General features: G+C 50.8%; 19 protein-coding genes. 4 read left to right on the top strand and 15 right to left on the bottom strand.

Annotated elements, in window-relative coordinates:
• Window positions 1-42: 42 nt before the first annotated feature.
• Both ATL17_RS06960 and ATL17_RS06955 read right to left on the bottom strand, forming a co-directional pair.
• A complete protein-coding gene (locus ATL17_RS06960) occupies window positions 43-783 on the bottom strand; it encodes a DUF1013 domain-containing protein (RefSeq protein WP_133572016.1) in 741 nt (246 codons plus the stop codon).
• Between the two features lie 143 nt (window positions 784-926).
• The gene (locus ATL17_RS06955) at window positions 927-1,934 is read right to left on the bottom strand and encodes an NAD(P)H-quinone oxidoreductase (protein WP_133572015.1); all 1,008 of its coding nucleotides are present in this window, start codon (window positions 1,932-1,934) and stop codon (window positions 927-929) included.
• Between the two features lie 81 nt (window positions 1,935-2,015).
• Between ATL17_RS06955 and ATL17_RS06950 the strand changes: the two genes are divergently transcribed.
• Both ATL17_RS06950 and ATL17_RS06945 read left to right on the top strand, forming a co-directional pair.
• Window positions 2,016-2,207 (top strand): DUF1192 domain-containing protein, encoded by a 192-nt coding sequence (locus tag ATL17_RS06950; protein ID WP_133572014.1) that lies wholly within the window; start codon window positions 2,016-2,018, stop codon window positions 2,205-2,207.
• Between the two features lie 85 nt (window positions 2,208-2,292).
• Window positions 2,293-3,672: an amidase gene (locus tag ATL17_RS06945; RefSeq protein ID WP_133572013.1), complete on the top strand. Its 1,380-nt coding sequence runs from the start codon at window positions 2,293-2,295 to the stop codon at window positions 3,670-3,672.
• Here ATL17_RS06945 and ATL17_RS06940 read toward each other — a convergent pair.
• A complete protein-coding gene (locus ATL17_RS06940; RefSeq protein WP_133572012.1) occupies window positions 3,669-4,940 on the bottom strand; it encodes a glycosyltransferase family 87 protein in 1,272 nt (423 codons plus the stop codon). The genes ATL17_RS06945 and ATL17_RS06940 overlap by 4 nt on opposite strands.
• Before the next feature lie 374 nt (window positions 4,941-5,314).
• Between ATL17_RS06940 and rcdA the strand changes: the two genes are divergently transcribed.
• Complete coding sequence (rcdA, locus tag ATL17_RS06935; RefSeq protein ID WP_246028639.1) at window positions 5,315-5,821, top strand: protease adaptor protein RcdA; 507 nt, start codon at window positions 5,315-5,317, stop codon at window positions 5,819-5,821.
• Window positions 5,822-5,896: 75 nt separating this feature from the next.
• On the opposite strand, the gene rpmE is transcribed toward rcdA, so the two are convergent.
• Window positions 5,897-6,118, bottom strand: coding sequence for a 50S ribosomal protein L31 (gene rpmE, locus ATL17_RS06930; protein ID WP_027834988.1), 222 nt, complete (start codon window positions 6,116-6,118; stop codon window positions 5,897-5,899).
• Window positions 6,119-6,345: 227 nt separating this feature from the next.
• Here rpmE and ATL17_RS06925 point away from each other — a divergent pair, with 227 nt between their 5' ends.
• Window positions 6,346-8,163, top strand: a complete 1,818-nt coding sequence (locus tag ATL17_RS06925) for an ABC transporter transmembrane domain-containing protein (RefSeq protein WP_246028638.1) — start codon at window positions 6,346-6,348, stop codon at window positions 8,161-8,163.
• Between the two features lie 119 nt (window positions 8,164-8,282).
• On the opposite strand, the gene ATL17_RS06920 is transcribed toward ATL17_RS06925, so the two are convergent.
• The 11 genes from ATL17_RS06920 to ATL17_RS06870 form a co-directional block, all read right to left on the bottom strand.
• The gene (locus ATL17_RS06920; RefSeq protein WP_133572011.1) at window positions 8,283-9,305 is read right to left on the bottom strand and encodes a peptidoglycan -binding protein; all 1,023 of its coding nucleotides are present in this window, start codon (window positions 9,303-9,305) and stop codon (window positions 8,283-8,285) included.
• Window positions 9,306-10,325 carry a flagellar motor protein MotA gene (locus tag ATL17_RS06915; RefSeq protein WP_133572010.1) on the bottom strand — a complete coding sequence of 340 codons (1,020 nt, stop codon included), beginning with the start codon at window positions 10,323-10,325 and terminating at the stop codon, window positions 9,306-9,308.
• A 188-nt stretch (window positions 10,326-10,513) separates the two neighbouring features.
• Window positions 10,514-11,305: an inositol monophosphatase family protein gene (locus ATL17_RS06910; RefSeq protein WP_133572009.1), complete on the bottom strand. Its 792-nt coding sequence runs from the start codon at window positions 11,303-11,305 to the stop codon at window positions 10,514-10,516.
• A gap of 11 nt (window positions 11,306-11,316) precedes the next feature.
• Entirely contained in the window at window positions 11,317-11,880 is a 564-nt protein-coding gene (gene efp / locus ATL17_RS06905) for an elongation factor P (RefSeq protein WP_133572008.1), read from the bottom strand.
• 130 nt (window positions 11,881-12,010) lie between these two features.
• Window positions 12,011-13,000, bottom strand: a complete 990-nt coding sequence (locus ATL17_RS06900; protein ID WP_133572007.1) for a tetratricopeptide repeat protein — start codon at window positions 12,998-13,000, stop codon at window positions 12,011-12,013.
• Window positions 12,997-13,587, bottom strand: coding sequence for a thiamine phosphate synthase (locus ATL17_RS06895; RefSeq protein WP_133572006.1), 591 nt, complete (start codon window positions 13,585-13,587; stop codon window positions 12,997-12,999). Before ATL17_RS06895 ends, ATL17_RS06900 begins: the two co-directional genes overlap by 4 nt.
• Before the next feature lie 182 nt (window positions 13,588-13,769).
• The gene (fba, locus tag ATL17_RS06890; RefSeq protein ID WP_133572005.1) at window positions 13,770-14,837 is read right to left on the bottom strand and encodes a class II fructose-bisphosphate aldolase; all 1,068 of its coding nucleotides are present in this window, start codon (window positions 14,835-14,837) and stop codon (window positions 13,770-13,772) included.
• A gap of 250 nt (window positions 14,838-15,087) precedes the next feature.
• Window positions 15,088-15,804, bottom strand: coding sequence for a DUF4386 domain-containing protein (locus ATL17_RS06885; protein ID WP_166638921.1), 717 nt, complete (start codon window positions 15,802-15,804; stop codon window positions 15,088-15,090).
• Window positions 15,804-16,808: an NAD(P)-dependent alcohol dehydrogenase gene (locus tag ATL17_RS06880; protein ID WP_133572003.1), complete on the bottom strand. Its 1,005-nt coding sequence runs from the start codon at window positions 16,806-16,808 to the stop codon at window positions 15,804-15,806. Before ATL17_RS06880 ends, ATL17_RS06885 begins: the two co-directional genes overlap by 1 nt.
• Window positions 16,809-16,817: 9 nt before the next feature.
• Window positions 16,818-17,447, bottom strand: coding sequence for a class I SAM-dependent methyltransferase (locus tag ATL17_RS06875; RefSeq protein ID WP_166638920.1), 630 nt, complete (start codon window positions 17,445-17,447; stop codon window positions 16,818-16,820).
• Window positions 17,448-17,528: 81 nt separating this feature from the next.
• Window positions 17,529-17,768, bottom strand: a complete 240-nt coding sequence (locus ATL17_RS06870) for a helix-turn-helix transcriptional regulator (RefSeq protein WP_133572001.1) — start codon at window positions 17,766-17,768, stop codon at window positions 17,529-17,531.
• Between the last annotated feature and the right edge of the window lies 1 nt (window position 17,769).

Genomic DNA, 17,769 nt, shown 5'->3' with positions numbered 1-17,769 from the left:
AGATATGATGCGGCGAACCCGGTGTTGTTTTCAATGATATTTTTAAGAATTTTGATCGTCGTCGTCTTCAGACTTCAAGCTGCTTAGGCTGCCGAAAACGCTATCGACGTCATATTCAGGCTCTTCTTCAGTTTTTGGCTGGTCCGAGTTGGACGGATCGAAGAAGTCTTCTTTAACGCTGATTTGATCTGATGCCCGTGCCATTGCTTCTTCAGCGGTCAACAAGCCAGATTCTTCAACACGAGTTTCCTCAGCCGGACGATCTTTCGCGGCTTTGCGCACTTCCATGTCCAATTCCACTTGGGTACACAGGCCCAAAGTTACAGGATCTGCAGGTGTTTGGTTTGGCGCATTCCAGTGTGTCCGCTCACGTACAGATTCAATTGTTGGCTTGGTTGTGCCAACAAGACGCATAATCTGTGCATCTTTCAATTCAGGGTGATTGCGCACCAACCACAGGATCGCATTTGGCTTTTCTTGGCGTTTTGATACAGGCGTATAGCGCGGACCGCGGCGCTTTTGCTTGGCCACAATTGTTTTAGGGCCAGAAAGCTGCAACCGATAATTAGGGTCACTTTCCCCTTTTTCGATTTCTTCGCGGGTCAATTGCCCCATTTGCACAGGGTTTGCGCCCTTAATGCCGCCGGCCACATCGCCATCAGCGATACCTTGCACTTCAAGCGGGTGCAGGCTGCAGAAATGGGCAATCTGATCAAAGGTGAGGCCAGTATTGTCGACCAGCCAAACGGCAGTTGCTTTGGGCATTAAAAGTGTAGTTGCCATAATATCTTCCTTTGGGTGCAAACCGGTTTAGATTTGCACGCCCCTTTCAAGCTGAAAATATGGGGGATTGCCTCTTTTATAATGATTTGGCCGGTTTGTTGCAATCACATTTTGTTAATCGTACCCAATTGGCTTTTTTGCGCCTAGCTAACCTCCAACACAATCTTGCCCATTTGGCCCTGAGCATCCATGGCTTCATGCGCTTTGGCAGCTTCTTCCAACTTGAAACTTTGAATTGAGGGTTTTTGGATTGTGCCATTTTCCATGGCGGGCCAGACTTGTTCCATCAGATGATGGGCAATACGCGCTTTCACGCCATCTGGTTGTGCCCTAAGCGTTGAGCCAAAAATGGTCAGGCGCTTTGCCACCACAAGGCCCATGGTGACATTGGCTTCACGCCCCGCCAAATTGGCCAATTGAATGATGGTCGCGTCCGGTGCCGCCGCGCGTAAGTTGCGATCCACATAATCGCCGCCAATAAAGTCTACGATGATGTTTGCACCTTTGCCTGTTTCGGCTTTGGTGCGTTCCACAAAGTCCTCTTCCAGATAGTTGATCGCCACATCAGCACCCATTTGGCTGCAATAGGCGCATTTTTCTGCTGAGGACGCGGTGGCCAACACTTTTGCGCCAGTCAGTTTGGCCAGTTGGATGGCCGTGGCGCCAATGCCGCCTGCGCCACCATGAACCAAAACCCAGTCTTTAGAGGTGGGGTTGGCGCGATCAATTAGGGTCTGCTGCACGGTGAAGAAGGTTTCAGGAATGGTGGCCGCTTCAATAAAGTTCCAGCCTTTTGGCTTAGGCAGAACTTGTCCCCAGGGCACGCTGACATATTCGGCATAACCACCGCCATTTGTGAGCGCCACCACCTCGTCGCCGACCTGAAGGGATGTGGGCGCTTGGTCTGTGGTGCGGCCAATATCTTCCACAATGCCAGACACTTCCAAACCGGGCAGGGGTGAAGCGCCCTCTGGCGCTGGATACAGCCCCATGCGTTGTAAAATGTCGGGCCGATTTATCCCCGCGGCTTTTACTTTGATGAGCAATTGGCCGGGGTGGGCATAGGGCTTAGCCACATTGTCTGCCACAAGGGCATCAGGGCCGCCCGGATTGTCAATTTTGATGGCACGCATCGTTTCATTGTCGCTCATAAAGAATTTCCTTTAGATTGGCCTGAATCAAATTTACGATTGAAGCGAATTAGACGCTAACAGGTTTAAGGAGAACGGCAAATGGACGAAGAGGTTTCACCATCTGCCAAAAAAGGTGCAGTGCATGAGCTTGGTGCGCCGTTGGATGACATCTCGATTGACGAGTTGGGTGAGCGGATTGACGCTTTGAAGGTGGAAATTACGCGGCTTGAAAAAGCGATTGCGGATAAGAAGAACAGCAAGGATGCGGCCGAGTCGATTTTCAACTTTTGATCGGTGAGGCGAAATAGCAAGTTCGGTCAAAGACAGGGATGAACCAGCGTCTTAGCGTGACGGCTTTTAAGGAGCTGACATAACCGTGCTGACTGACCACCCAAATCTGCCGACAATACGCAAACTATTCACCGCTGAACTGTCGAATAGTAAGACACGCTTTGATGAAATAGCTGCACAATTGACGCAACGGCGCGCCGAAATTGATGATCAAATCGGTGCGTTTTGCGTTTTCGAAGATTTGCCAGTGCTGCAGAGTGGGCCGCTGGCGGGATTGCCCATTAGCTTTAAAGATCAGTTTCATATTGCAGGCACGCGTTCGGGCTTTGGAACTGGTCAACCGACCAAGGCAAAGAGTGTAAGCGATGCGCCCGCAATTGCGGCATTGCGCAAAAATGGTGCGAAGATTATTGGTCGTACAAATTTACCGCCTTTCGCCATGGATTTCCAAACAGTAGATGGGGCGGGGCACCGCACCAACAATCCCTATGATTTAACGCGCACCTCAGGCGGCAGCTCGGGTGGCGGCGCGGCGGCCGTTGCCTCGGGGATGAGCCTTGTTGATATTGGTGCCGACCTTTCAGGCTCCTTACGTATCCCGGCAAGCTTTTGTGGCGTGATGAGTTTGATGCCAACGGATGGCCAGTTTTCAAACCAAGGCATGTTGCTGGGAGAGACCCGAAAGTTGGATCATTTTGCGCGGCCGGGTGTTATTGGGCGCCATGCAGATGATCTTTGGATTGTCTATCAATTCATGCGCGGGGCAACGACCTTGCCTGAACCTTTAGGCTTTGACGCGGTAAAACCGATAAAGATCGGGTGGGGCGTTGATGCGCAAAAACATCCATTGTGCGCTGATGTGGCGAGTATATTTTCGACATGGCGTGAGGCGCAAGATGTCCAAAAGGTGCGTTTTGGGGCGTTACAACAGGATTTGTTTGCGCAGGAACGGCGCCAAGAATTTGCGTTTCTTATGGGGTATGAAACCGGGGGTTTGTTGCCATGGGCCGTGCGGCAAATGGCACGGATGTTTGGTGGTGATTCAGCGCAACGTTCGCCAGACTTTTTGGCGCAGATTTATCACGGCTATGGACGCTCAAAATTGCAATATGAAGCAGGACTAAAACGGCGAGAACGCTTCATTAAATCAGGCATAGAAATGTTCGATGAGTTTGATGTGGTGATTACGCCGGTGACGCCTATGGCGGCGTTTCATCATGTAAGTCCTAGCCAAGACCGAAATGGCGTGCGGGATTATGATCACAGCTTTGAGATTGGGCAGCAGTGGATTGGATATATGGATGCGCTGACATATTATACTGGAGCGATCTCGCTTTTGGGGTTTCCTGTCGTGACAGTGCCGCTTGGTCTTACAGCGGAAGGGTTGCCAGTTGGCGCCCAAATGATCGGGCACCCAGATAAGGAAAAACAGCTTCTAAGCGTGGCTGCTTCGTTATTCAGTTAGGCGACTGCCGTTTCCGTGTTGTTTACCTGTTCAAGCTTGTGGCGGCGATATGCTAGCCAAAGCAGCGCCAGTGGAAAGAGCGGGGCGATGGGCATGCCAGTTGAAACTGCCCATCGCGCCACAACACTTGAAAAGATAACGATGAGCGCGAGTATGGTTTTTTCATAGGGCAGGAACCCATTTTTTTGGCCTGCTTTAATGAGAAATGCCAAAGGCACCATCAAGATTGCAAAATCATAGGCCAGCGCAAAGGGCGTGAACAATAGTCCGCCCGCAATGAGCGTTGTCGCGCGAACCGCCATTTGGTTATCGCTCATCGGTTTGTCTTGATTTGTGGCTGGCAGCGGTTGCCAGATGAAAAAGAGCAGAACGACAATCAAGAATGCTGCAATGGATTGAATGGCCCAGGCAATGGTGTCGGATAGGCCATAGACCCGCAAAGCGGCATAGATGGATGTCATTTTTTCCCAATCGACAATATCGTTGCGCAGCACATAGGAGGCGATGGGCAATTGCTCAAAAAAGCCAATCCACGTGTCTATACCGAAGGCGAGCAAACTGATTGCCGCGACAGCAAGTGTGGTGACACTAGCGGAGATAAAAGTTTGCCAGTGACGCGCAAAAATGAGGGCGAGCGGGATGATTAATCCCATTTGAGGTTTATAGCTCAATAGACCAATAAAGATGCCAGCGAGCACAAATTTGCGATGTTGCAGGGCAAACATGGCACCGCCCAGCAGGGCAGCGGACAGCAGACCGTTTTGGCCGTGTAGCAAACAGTTCATTGCCGCGGGGAGGGCGCAAAGCATTAAGCTGTGCAGCCAGCTTTTAAAAACCGCGCGCCCAAATAGGGTAACAATGGCGATGCCGACTAGATTGAAAACGAAATAAGAGATCGGCTGAGGCATCAGGCCAAATGGCAAGATATAGAGCAGCCATGTGGGCGGATAGAAAAACGCGAAAGTGGTTTCGGAATATTCGGTCCATTCGACCTGTAGGTCCAAAAATTCTTGAGTGGAATATTGGGTTAGCGTGTCGCCAGAAAGGGCAAGCTTCGCTGCTGTCCAAAAGCTGTTGAAGTCTAAAACCAGATATTCGCCATTTGGTGTTTTGAAGGGGCTTGGAAAGAACACGGCAAAGATCAAAAGACCTAAATAAGCGATAACGGCCATGATGGCGGCAATGTGCACGCGCTCTGCCGTGATCCAATCACCTGATCGCACATTATCCCAAATCAATTTTGGCGTAATTTTTTTTAAGCTCGTCATGCGTTGCCCCTCTCGCTGAGCTTTTTCTAGGCCAAATATCTAAAAGTTTATTCAACATTTTGGCGGTGAAAATTGATTAAGCCTAAGGGAAGGCAAATTGGTAAGGTTAAAAAAATGACTCCGATTAAGGTTGCATTAAACATTTCCGGTTAACTTAGTTTTATCCAGCATGGTCTGGATCTAGCAGAGCGGTTTTTACACTCTGTTTGACGCCTCCCTGTTAACTTTGAGAGCCGCTTTGACGGCTCTTTTTTCTTTTTAGGGCTAGTTTCAGGGTTCGGGTTTGCCCGCATGCCGCCATGTTTGTTTGTTAAGCCTTTGGCTTTATACTGCGCGGCAAATGGGAATTTGCGAAAGATAAAGGGAGTGTTGGCGTGAGCGAAAATGATATCGAGCCGGGCGCACAATCACTTGGGCCTAAGCTTGTTCAATCAGGCGGGTTTAACCAACTTTATCGCGAAGGCATGGCTTTGGTGGAAGAAGTTGCTGGCTATCTCGATGGAGAAGGGCGGGCAGAATCAAAGGCGTTGGGGCGCGATGCCGCGCTGCTTTATGCCAGCCAAAGCATGCAACTCACCACACGTTTGATGCAGTTGGCCAGCTGGTTGTTGTTGCGGCGGGCGGTGAAAGAGGGCGAAATCTCAATGGATGATGCTCGAAATGAAGATCGCCGCGTTGAGCTGAGCGCGATGGCCATTGCTGATGATACTTTGGATTGGCAGCTGTTGCCTGCCCGTATGCGCGACATGATTGAGCGCGCTAATGCATTGCATAAACGCATTTTGGCGCTGGATGCGATGGAACGTGATGAGCAAAAGCGGCCAACAGATAATCCAGTGGTCAATCAATTGGCGCGGCTGAAAGATGCTTTTCAGCGCTAGATAGATTTGAAAAGTTGAAAATAAAAAACCCGGCTAGAAGCCGGGTTTTTATTTGTCGTCAAAGTGTTTTGAGGCTTAGCCCAAAATGCCTTTGAATTTTTCTTTAAAGCGAGACACACGGCCACCGCGGTCAAGAAGCTGACCTGAACCACCAGTCCATGCTGGGTGTGTTTTTGGATCGATATCCAACTGCATTGTGTCGCCTTCAGAACCCCAAGTTGAACGGGTCTGATATTCGGTGCCATCAGTCATGACCACTTTGATCATGTGATAATCTGGATGAAGATCTTTTTTCATCTTTTGCTTACCTTCAAAAATGTAAAAGGCAGGTCATCATGCAATTCATGCCGCAATTCATGCGTTGCGCGACCCGCGAAATTCGTTTCGTTGCCGGGCGTTCTATATCAAGAATGGATTTGGCGCAAGTGTGAGTTTGCGCCAATTGCGGCTTTGGCACTTCTGCTATTGATGTTGGTCGCGCCAATCCCTATTTTTAAGCGCACAGCAAAAAAGAGATCCCGAATATGAACGAACAAAACACAACGGCAGAAAAGCCGATGGATGAGCGTTTGAAAAAGATTGTTCTTTCCGAACGCAAGTCGGTGAAAGGCGTTAAGCCGTTAAGGGCATTGTTGCCATTTGTTTTGCGATATCCGGTTCGATTGGGGCTTACAGCATTGTTCTTGCTGGTTGCGGCTATTGCGTCGCTGACCATCCCAGCTCTGATTGGCGACATTATTGACGAAGGTTTTGTTGCGCAAAACCTTGAGGCCATCAATCAATATTCCTTCGGTATTGTGGCAATTGCCGCCGTTTTGTCTGTTGCGTCCGCTGCACGGTTTTATTTTATCTCCGTGATCGGCATGCGCGTGATCACAGATATTCGGCGCGCTGTGTTTAAACATTTGGTAGATTTGGACATCACCTTTTTCGACACCAACCGGACCGGTGAACTTATTTCGCGGATTACCAGTGATGTTGGCATTGTGCGCGGCGCTCTCGATTCGGCCTTGCCGGTGGTGTTGCGTTCCAGCGTCATGTTGTTCGGGGCGGTGCTGATGATGTTTATCACCTCACCCTATTTGGCAGCCACGGTGATTGTGGTGATTCCACTTTTGGTATTTCCGGTCGTTTGGCTTGGGCGTTATATCCGCAATCTATCTCGTCGCCAGCAAGATAAGATTGCCGATTTGGCAGCGATGGCGACAGAGACATTTGGCGCGATTAAGACCATCAAAGCCTTTACGCAAGAAGAACACCGCAATGCAGAATATGGCGGCTATGCTGAGGGCAGCTATCAATCTGAAGTGGCGCGACTTTTGGTGCGCGCAGGCATGATTGCCTTTGTGATGTTCTTGACCGCGAGTGCCTTGGTGGCGCTTGTTTGGGTGGGCACCCAATTGGTGATCGGCGAGCAAATTACTGTGGGCGAACTCAGCCAGTTTTTGATTTATGCGATGCTGGCAACTGGCACGCTGACGGGTATTTCTGAAATTTTGGGCACGCTGCAAACCGTTGCTGGTGCCAGCGAACGGATTACTGAGATCCTCGATACACAGCCAACAATTGAAACACCTGAAAATCCAGTGGCCTTGCCTAAGCCACCATTGGGCACTGTCACATTTGAGAATGTAGAATTCCGTTATTTAACGCGGCAGGACGAGCCTGTTTTGAACGGCATCAACCTTCAGGTGAAACCAGGAGAAACGGTGGCGTTGGTGGGGGCGTCGGGCGCAGGTAAGTCAACCTTGTTCTCACTGTTGCAGCGGTTCTACGATGCGTCTGCCGGTAGCGTTAAAGTTGACGGCATCGATGTGCGGCAGGCTGACTTCCAAGAGTTGCGCCGTCGCTTCGCCTATGTTGAACAAGACTCGGTGATGTTCTCAGGCACCATTGCCGACAATATCCGCTTCGGCAAACCAGATGCGAGTGATGCGGAAGTGAAGGCGGCAGCGGAAGCTGCACTGGTCGATGATTTTGTGTCGCGGCTTGAGGATGGTTATGAGTCCATCGTAGGCGAACGTGGTGTTATGCTTTCCGGCGGTCAAAAGCAGCGCGTGGCCATCGCACGGGCCTTGTTAAAAGATGCACCCATTTTGCTACTGGATGAAGCAACCAGCGCCTTGGATGCGGAAAGTGAAACGAAGGTGCAAGAAGCGCTGGAACGTTTGATGGTGGGACGCACCACCTTGGTGATTGCGCACCGCTTGGCAACCATCAAGAATGCGGACCGCATTGTGGTGATGGAAGGCGGCAAAGTGATCGATGAAGGCACGCATGACGAGCTAATCGCTAAAGGCGGTCGCTACGCCGAGCTGGCGAAGCTTCAGTTTCAGAAGTAGATTTTTTTAGCCGCCGTGTTTCTGAGTTCCCCACGCGTTATTGCTGGGTTTGCATGGCGACTTGGAACCACCGGATCAAGTCCGGTGGTGACGATTTTCGCGTTTTAATGGCTGAGCGGTTAGTTTGTCAGCTTGAATTCGATGCGGCGGTTGCGGCGGTAGGCTTCTTCGGTGTCGCCATCCTCGATGGGCTGGAATTCGCCAAAGCCAGCGGCGACAAGACGCTGGGGCGAGATGCCCTGATCGACTAAATAGGTGGCGACCGAAATGGCCCGGCTGGCTGAAAGTTCCCAGTTTGACGGGAAGCGTGGCGTGTTGATTGGCCGTTTATCCGTATGCCCGCCAATTTGCAGCACCCACGGAATTTCAGGCGGAATTTCGTTTTCCAATTCTTTGATGGCATCTGCTAGTGCATTCAAATCGTCCAAGCCTGCATCTGCAATGTCGGCACTGCCAGCGCTGAACAACACTTCAGATTGGAAGACAAAGCGGTCGCCTTCAATGCGAATGTCGCTCCGATCGGCTAGGATTTCACGCAGACGACCAAAGAAATCTGAGCGATAGCGTGACAAATCTTGCACTCGTTGTGCTAGCGCCAAATTGAGGCGGCGGCCCAAATCTGCGATCCGGGTGCGGCTTTCTACGTCGCGTTGTTCGCTGGCTTCAAGCGCCTGTTCTAGGGCAGCGATTTGCGAGCGCAATGCGGATAATTGTTGATTGAGCAAGGCGACCTGCGCGGCGGCTTCGTCGCTAATTTCACGCTCTTCGGCCAATTCACTGGTGAGAGCTGCGATGCGTCCGTCTTTATCAGATACGCCTGCGCCAAGACCGTCCAATTGTGTTTGCAGGCGATCACGGTCGCTTTCGGCCCCCGCCAAAGTGGCGGATAGTGAGGCGATGGTGGCTTCCAAATCGTCGCTATTGGCGCGTTCCAGCTGAAGAAGTTCCGTAAGCTCTGCAATTTGCGAATTGAGGCGGGTGAGGGCGCTATCTTTGCCCAAAATTTCTTGGCTTAGAAAGAATTGTGCCAGCATGAAGACCGACAAGAGGAAGATGATGACGAGCAACAGGCTGGCCATAGCATCCACAAAGCCGGGCCAATAATCCTGCCGCGCTTGGCGACGTGAGCGAGAAAGAGCCATTTATGCGTCTCCCTTGCCCTTGTCTTTTTTACCGGACTGTTCATCGTCAACAGATTGCAGCAAGGCATCGATCAATTTGCGCATTTGTGCGTTGTTTTCAGCCTGATCATTGATGTGCGTGCGCAAATCTTCTTGCTGTTTGCGGATCAATTTTGTGAGGCCGTCCAACCCGTGTGCCAACTCGGCCATGGCTCGAATAGCGTTTTGGGACGAGGATGAGTTTTGCATGGTTGCGCCCAATTGCTCCACCATGGCTTGCATGCTGGCGCCATCAACACCCATTTGGTTGGCTTGCATCTGGGTCATTGGATGATCCAGCTCCGTCATGGAGGACATCCAATCTTCCAAGTCAGTGTAAAAAGCGTTTTGCGCCTGGCTCGCTTGAAGGTCCAAGAACCCCAAAATCAGCGATCCGCTGAGGCCGAAAAGGGACGACGCAAAGGCTGTGCCCATGCCTGACAATGGTGCTTCAAGACCATCTTTCAGATTGGAGAATAGATTGCCGGAATCGCCATTGGTCACGTCGAGTGAAGCGATTACGTCACCCACAGAGCTCACTGTTTGCAGCAAGCCGTAGAATGTGCCCAAAAGGCCAAGGAAAACCAGCAGGCCAGTGAGGTAGCGAGACGTGTCCTTGGCTTCGTCCAAACGGTTGCCCACCGAGTCCAAAATGGAACGCATGGAAGCCGGGGTAATGACGGTTTCACCCAGTTGATCGCGCAAGATGGCAGCGACTGGCATCAGCAAACGGGGTTGGCCAGAATTGGGATTTCCGTCCTGCAATCCATTGACCCAATTTACCTCTGGGAACAGGCGAATAACTTGAATAAAGCTCAGCACAATGCCAACAGCAAGTGCGCCCAAAATCACCAAATTGATGAATGGATTTGACCAGAAGGCTTCAGTGAGCTGCGGGGTGAGGATGATGGCAATCATCGCCACAATGATCAAAAAAATGATCATTTTGATCAGATAAACGGTTGGGCTGGATAAACGATAAGGATCGTAAGACGGTGCCATACTTGAAAAATTCCCTCTTCCCCGAAAGTGCGAACCACTTAGGTCGCGATTCTAGAGAGTGTGCCTTCACCTGACAACAGCAAATTGCCAATGGTGCAAAGTTGAGCCAAAACCAAAAAAGCGCGCTGCTGGTGCAACGCGCTCATGAATTTCGCTGCCAACTATGGCAGGGATATGATCGTTTGGATTTAAACTGCTTTGAGCGCCTTGCGCATTTGCGCGTGCAGTTTTTCATTCGCTGCCAAAACAGAGCCGCTTTCGGGCTTGATTTCTTTATTGCTCAAATCGGTGACCAAGCCACCTGCTTCGCGCACCATCAAAATGCCTGCCGCAATGTCCCATGGCGCAAGATCACGCTCCCACATGCCGTCAAAGCGACCTGCAGCCACATATGCCAAATCTAATGCAGCTGACCCTGTGCGGCGAATGCCAGCACATGCAGCATTCATTGCAGCCGCTTCGGCAATGGTGGTTGCATCGTTACGGGCGCTGGCAGTTTGCTTGATGCCGGTAACGGCAACCGCATCGGCCAAATGTACACGACCAGAAACGCGCAAGCGGCGATTGTTCAAGAAAGCACCTTTGCCGCGTTCAGCAGTGAACAATTCGTCGGTGATCGGGTTGTAAATCACCCCACCAACCATTTGGCCATTCCGCTCCAAGCCAATGGAAATGGCGAACATGGGGATGGAGTGCAAAAAGTTGGTGGTGCCATCAAGCGGATCAATGATCCAACGGTGCTGACCATCAGTGCCTTCAATCTCGCCGCCTTCTTCCATCAGGAAAGAATAGGTGGGGCGAGATTTGTGCAGCTCTTCGTAGATGGCTCTTTCCGCACGTTTATCGGCAGCAGACACAAAGTCTGCTGGCCCTTTGCGCGAAACTTGCAAGTTTTCAACTTCGCCAAAATCGCGCTTGAGGGACCGCGCTGCTTTGCGGGCAGCGGCTGTCATAATTGTGAGGAGTGCAGATTGTGCCATGGGTAAAAGTCCTACTCGGCGCGTTTAGAATAGGTGATCTCGTTGGTGTCGATCACGATTTTTTCGTCCTGACCGATGAAAGGAGGCACCATCACTTTGATCCCATTTTCCAAAAGTGCTGGCTTAAACGAGTTCGCTGCGGTTTGGCCTTTGATTACAGGTTCAGTTTCTGTGACGGTCAGGGTTACAAATTGTGGCAATGAAATGCCCAATGGTTTGCCTTCGTGGCTTTCTACTGTCACGGTCATGCCATCTTGTAGGAAGGCTGCGCGATCACCTACGAAATCCGCCTGCAATTCAAGCTGTTCATAAGTTTCATTGTCCATAAAGACAAGCATTTCGCCTTGCTCGTAAAGGTATTGATATTCCTTTTGTTCAAGACGGACTTTCTCCACTGTTTCAGCAGCGCGAAAACGCTCGTTCAATTTGGTGCCGGAAACAATGTCTTTAAGCTCAACTTGGGCGAACGCGCCGCCTTTACCAGGCTTCACGCTTTGCACCTTCACTGCAACCCACAATGATCCTTTGTGTTGAATCACGTTGCCGGGGCGAATTTCATTGCCATTGAGTTTCATGGATATGCCTTTGACAGATTGAAAAAGAGATGGCCATGCGCCATCAAAAAACTTTGGCCTGCCTTTTGCCTCAGAATTGGCGCAAGTGCAAGTGGCAAAGCCTTCTCAGCGCGTTTAGCGCAATAAATGCTTAATTGCTGGCGTTCTGGCCGCTTGGCTGTTCAGGCCAGATTTTTGCCCATTCTTCGCCTTGCTCAATCATGGTGCTATCCGCACCCGCAAGCAGATTGTCCAAAATCTCATCTTTAAGACCTTGGCGACGGGCGAGGGCACGCCACTTTGCCGATTCAACAATATCTTGTTCGACACCTTGGCCAGCCGCATAAAGCCGACCTAACCGTGCTTGGGCAACGGGGTTGCCGCGTTTCGCTGCTTGTTGATACCACAAGAAGGCGGTTTTGAAATCTTGCGGCACGCCTTTGCCTAAAGTCAGGAGCGTTGCATATTCGATTTGCGCGGCGATAAGGCCTTCGCTGGCGGCGGCGCCGATAAGGTCCGCGCCGCGCTCTGGATTTGGCTCCACGCCCGCACCTTCCATCACCATAATACCCAGATCATATTGTGCTTCGGGCAAGCCTTTGTCTGCTGCCTCTGCCAACAATTGAGCGGCATAAGATAGATTGGGTTCTACAAATCGGCCCTCAATGTGCAATTGGGCGAGATTGTATTTTGCTTCAATCAATCCCGCTTCTGCGGCCTGTTTTACCAGTTCTGCTGCGCGTGCCCGATCTTGTTCGACGCCATCGCCAGTTTGATAGAGCAGACCAAGCTGGAAGGCGGCGTGTGCATCGCCATTTTGTGCTGCAATTTCATACCAGCCGGCGGCGCGCTCTAAATTGCGATCAACGCCAAAGCCATTGGCATAGAGTTCTGCGATCAAAGTTTGGGCGGCAGCATCATCTTCCTTTGCGCGGGGCAGTGCCAGCGCCAACGCCGTAAGATACATGCCGCGTTGATAGGCGCCATATGCCTCGTCCACCGGCCCTGTTTCAGCGGTGGTTTCCGCTGGCGGCGTTTCTGGCGTTGGTGAAATGTCGTTTTCTTCTTGCGCGACTGCTGCAGCGCAGAGGCTGGTGCTCAGTAAAAGTGTGATGCAGAACTTTTGGATTGGCCGGGTCATTTCTTGTTCAGTTCATCAACAATTTTTTGCAGGGCAGCGACAGGGTTCTCTGTGCCAAACACTTGATAGCGCACGGCGCAGAATTCGACATGTTTGTTTAGCAAATCGGTTTCGTGAACGAAACCAACTGCTGGCACTTCAAAAGTTTCAGCCCACCAGTTTGCCATTTCGGCGGTCTCTTCATCGTCACCAGATTTTGCAGGGTCTAAATGGCCGAAGAATACATAATCGACATCTTTTTCACCTTTGGTCATGGCATCATGACGGGAGAAGATTTCGCCAGCACCCACAATGGATTCTGGCTTGAGCTTTTTGCACCATTCGCCAGTTTCCTTAGCGCTTTGCGTGATGTGTACGCCATCTGCTTTCAGGCTACGCACCGCTTGGGGCACATTGTCCAACAGCACCGCAACTTCGTTGGATTGTGCTGGACCGATCAGTGTTTTTGCCCAGTCAAAATAGTCATATTCGGCCATTTCGCCACGTTGAATAAGCAAGGCAGAAACGTGTCCAGTTTGGCACAACTCCAAACAGGTTTGTTGCGTTTGCTCATCAGCTTTGGGCGGTACAATCAAATAAATTTGCATAATGGCGTGGCTTTCTTTTCACTTTTCGTGCCGTGCAATTTGGGCAGAATGTTGGTCGTATGCAAGTGATGAACGCAAAAGACAAGAAAAAACCCCCGCTTTGTCCCAAAGCGGGGGTTCTAGAAGCAGATGGCTCATTGGCCCCTGTCGTGCGCGAATCTGGCTAGGTTGTCCCTAAATACCTAGCCGAGCTGCGGATCCAACTGGCCATCTGCATACCGTTTGGCCATATCGGCCAAAGGAATGATTTTTCCGATTTTTGAAGCATGTCCCGCCGTGTTGAATTGCTCCAAACGCTCAATGCACAATTTCGTCATGGCTTCGCGCGCTGGCTTCAAATATTTGCGGGGATCGAATTCGCCGGGATGTTCGGAAAGAATGCGGCGAATTTGGCCGGTCATGGCCATGCGGTTATCAGTGTCGATGTTGATTTTGCGCACACCATTTTTGATGCCGCGCTGAATTTCTTCTACTGGGACACCCCAAGTTTGTGGCATTTCACCACCATATTGGTTGATGATGTCCTGCAAATCTTGCGGCACGGAAGACGAGCCGTGCATGACCAAATGTGTGTCTGGCAAGCGGCGGTGAATTTCTTCAATCACATGCATGGCCAAAATATCACCGTCCGGTTGGCGGGTGAATTTATAGGCTCCGTGTGAAGTGCCCATGGCGATGGCCAAAGCATCGACTTTGGTTTCCTGCACAAATTTCACAGCTTCTTCTGGATCAGTCAAAAGCTGCTCAGTCGACAATTTGCCTTCTGCGCCATGGCCGTCTTCCTTGTCGCCCATGCCAGTTTCAAGGCTGCCCAACACGCCCAGCTCACCTTCGACGGAAATGCCGCCCAAATGGGCTGTGTCTGTCACTGTTTTGGTGACGCCCACATTGTAGTCCCAATCAGCTGGTGTTTTGCCATCTTCCATCAAAGAGCCATCCATCATGACGGATGTAAAGCCAGCTTGAATGGCGGTCATGCAGGTTGCAGGGCCGTTGCCGTGATCAAGGTGAATACACACTGGAATATGCGGATAGATTTCGATAATCGCGTCCATCATCCGCTTCAACATCACGTCATGCGCATATGAACGTGCGCCGCGTGAGGCTTGGATGATGACGGGTGAATCGGTTTTATCGGCTGCTTCAGCGATGGCCAAAGCCTGTTCCATATTGTTGATATTGAACGCAGGCACGCCATAATCATGTTCGGCAGCATGATCGAGCAATTGGCGCAATGTGATGCGGGCCATTAAACCTCTCCTGAATTGGACATTTCTCACCCCGGGTTCTGGCGTTTATTGCGCGCAAAGTCGATATAGACTTTTCGGTGAGGGTGGTATCAATTTGGTATGGTGAAATGGCGTTTAAGCAATGGAAATCAATGGCTTTTCCACTCAGTGGCGCGGTAACCATATTTCCTTGTTGTGCAGATTATTACGAACGACGCGGGTATTGGCACTTGTTGAAATGAAATGGCCCGCCAGTGGCGGGCCAAATGATTTAGCTTGTGAGCGTTTTCGTTTTCCACTTGTCCATATTGACGCCTTTGATCAGCAGCCAAAGGGCCAGTGAGATTTCGCCAACACCCGCCACGCCCAAAAGGCTGTTTGAGGCAATGGAGAAGATCGAGATGTCCATCCAGCCCGAAATGCGACCGAGAGAATCTGTCATATACCCTAAGCCACCGATGGAAAGTGCGACACCGATTAGGCGCGGCAAATAGGTGCTGTTGAATACGAGATAGCCCAAGAAGATCAGGTGCAGTGCGAAAGCGAACTGCCAGGCCAAAGTGCCATAGATGTGCAGATTGAACATTAGATTGCTTAGCTCTGCTATAGGTAGTGCTGCATAGTCAGTTGTCGCCATATGGTAAGCGCCCAACAGCGGCACTATGTTCATGCCGATGATTACTGTCATGGTCAGACGTGCGGCCAGAGCGATCAGCGCGAAAGTTTGGCTGACGGGTCGGGTCAACACATATAGCAGGCAAGACAATACAATTTCGGTCAGGAAAATCGCGATCTGGGCGCCGATGCCATAGAAAAACATGTCCGACTTTGCGGTGAGGTTTTCCAATGTTTGGGCGGCATTATCCGCCACAAAAATTTGTTCTGGCATCAGCATAAGGCCTATGGGGCCGGTGACCACCAGAATGAGAAAACATAAGCCAGTGAAAAGTGTCGTTTTGCGCAAATTTTGCATGGGAATATGGGTCATTATTTTGTCCATGTTTGCGGGTGAATGATGATGCACCCTTGTTGCTGGTTGGTATCGTAGAGTTTGGCTGCCTCGATGGCTTGGTCCATTGAGAATGTGTGTGAAACAACAGGCTTTAATGCGCCATTTGCCAAGAGGTCTGCGATGGCAGAAAGGCTTTCCGGAGATGACGGGGCCAGCACGCATAGCTGTTCTTTGCCGCCTTTGCCTTTGGTCTGGCGCTGTTTCAGCAGGTGCGAAATATAGAACATCACCAAGAGGTGCTTGCCCTTTTCTGTCAACACAGGTGCAACTTTGCTGAAGGGCAGGAAGCCCGCACAATCAAAGATCACATCATATTTTTTGCCTTGCTGGGTAAAGTCTGACGCGCGGTAGTCAATTGCTTCATCTGCGCCAAGCGCCAAAACAAGCTCTTTGTTTTGTGCAGAACATGTGCCGGTAACATGGGCGCCAAGATGTTTTGCCAATTGAACCGCGACGCGGCCAATGCCGCCAGATGCGCCATTGATCAGCACCTTATCGCCGGGTTTGATATTGGCCTGCTGCACGAAATAATATGCGGTTTGTGCGTTCGATCCGCCGATGGCGGCTGCATCGTCAAAGGATACATTTTCAGGGCAATGCATAAAGGGAGCGTTTTCCGGCAGGCACACAAACTCAGCCATTGCGCCGAAGCGCATATCGGTGAACCCAAAAACGCGATCACCCGGCTTATACTTGCTCACCTTGTTGCCAACACTTTCTACAACGCCTGCAAACTCACCGCCCAAAATCCGGTTGCGGGGTTTGAAGATGCCCATCAGTAATTTGGCGGGCAGCCGCATAAGTGGCCACGGCGATTTGCCAGTGCGGGCAATTGCATCGCCGTTGCTCATATGCACGGCTTCAACCCGAATGCGCACCTCATCCTCTTTTGGTGTTGGGATTGGCATATCGCGAAGTTGTAGAACTTCGGGGCCGCCAAATCGTTCGTAATAAACGGTTTTCATGGTTTGATTTTTCATGTGGTGTTCCTAGAATTTCTTTTGCGCGGTAATTGTCGCGCGATGATCGTGTTGGGGCGCATAGGTTGCGTTCAAAATGGTGAATCCGAATTGTGTTAGCTCTTGCTGCGGCTCTTCGGCGCGATAGCTGTGAATGTACGGCACAAGGCCAATGCGACTTGCCGCTAGGATCAGGCCTTTTTGCCACCAACAGGACTCGCCAATGCAGGGCGTTTCCACCAGCAACTTGCCGCCTGGCTTCAAAAGGGTGTTGACCCGGGTCAGCACTTTTTGATGGTCGCGCAACAAGTGCAGCACATTTAACGCAAGAATGGCGTCATAGCTTTCAGGCTCCAAGCGTGGATCAAAAATATCGGTAGCGAGAAAGCTTGCGTTTTTGATGTTTTGATTGGCGGCCTTCTGGGCGGCCAATTCGATCATTTTTGCGCTTGGGTCGATGCCTTCAATGGTTTTGATAAAAGGCGACAGGTTGAGGGCAATTTCACCACTGGCGCAGCCCAAATCCAGCACATGATCTGTTGAGGCAAGGGCAGATTTTAGCCGAGTTAAGCGCTGATCAAATTGTTGATCGTGACTGGACATTGAACGGTCATATTGCTTGGCGCGTTTGTCCCAAAATGTTGATGTATCATTAGACATAGAAGTAGCGCTTTCCGAATTGCTCGTGTCAATCGAATTGGGTTGATGGTCCATTTGGGTGTTGAAGCGGTGGGGCTATCGCTATTCATCCGGCGGTGGAATATAACCAAACACGTCTTCAATTGGCGTTTCAAAGGCATGGGCAATTTGAAACGCCAGCTCCAACGAAGGGGAGTATTTGGCCGCCTCGATTGCCACAATGGTTTGGCGGGATACGCCGACTTTCTCAGCGAGGGCTTTTTGGCTCATCTCATCATGATCAAACCGCAGTCGCCTAATATTGTTGGTGAGTTCACCTTTGCTGCTTTTCTTTTTGGCCATG

The organism is Maritalea mobilis (genome assembly GCF_004363175.1).
Taxonomy (GTDB): domain Bacteria; phylum Pseudomonadota; class Alphaproteobacteria; order Rhizobiales; family Devosiaceae; genus Maritalea; species Maritalea mobilis.
Note: the sequence above shows the minus strand (reverse complement) of the source record. Positions and strands in the feature narration are given on the sequence as shown.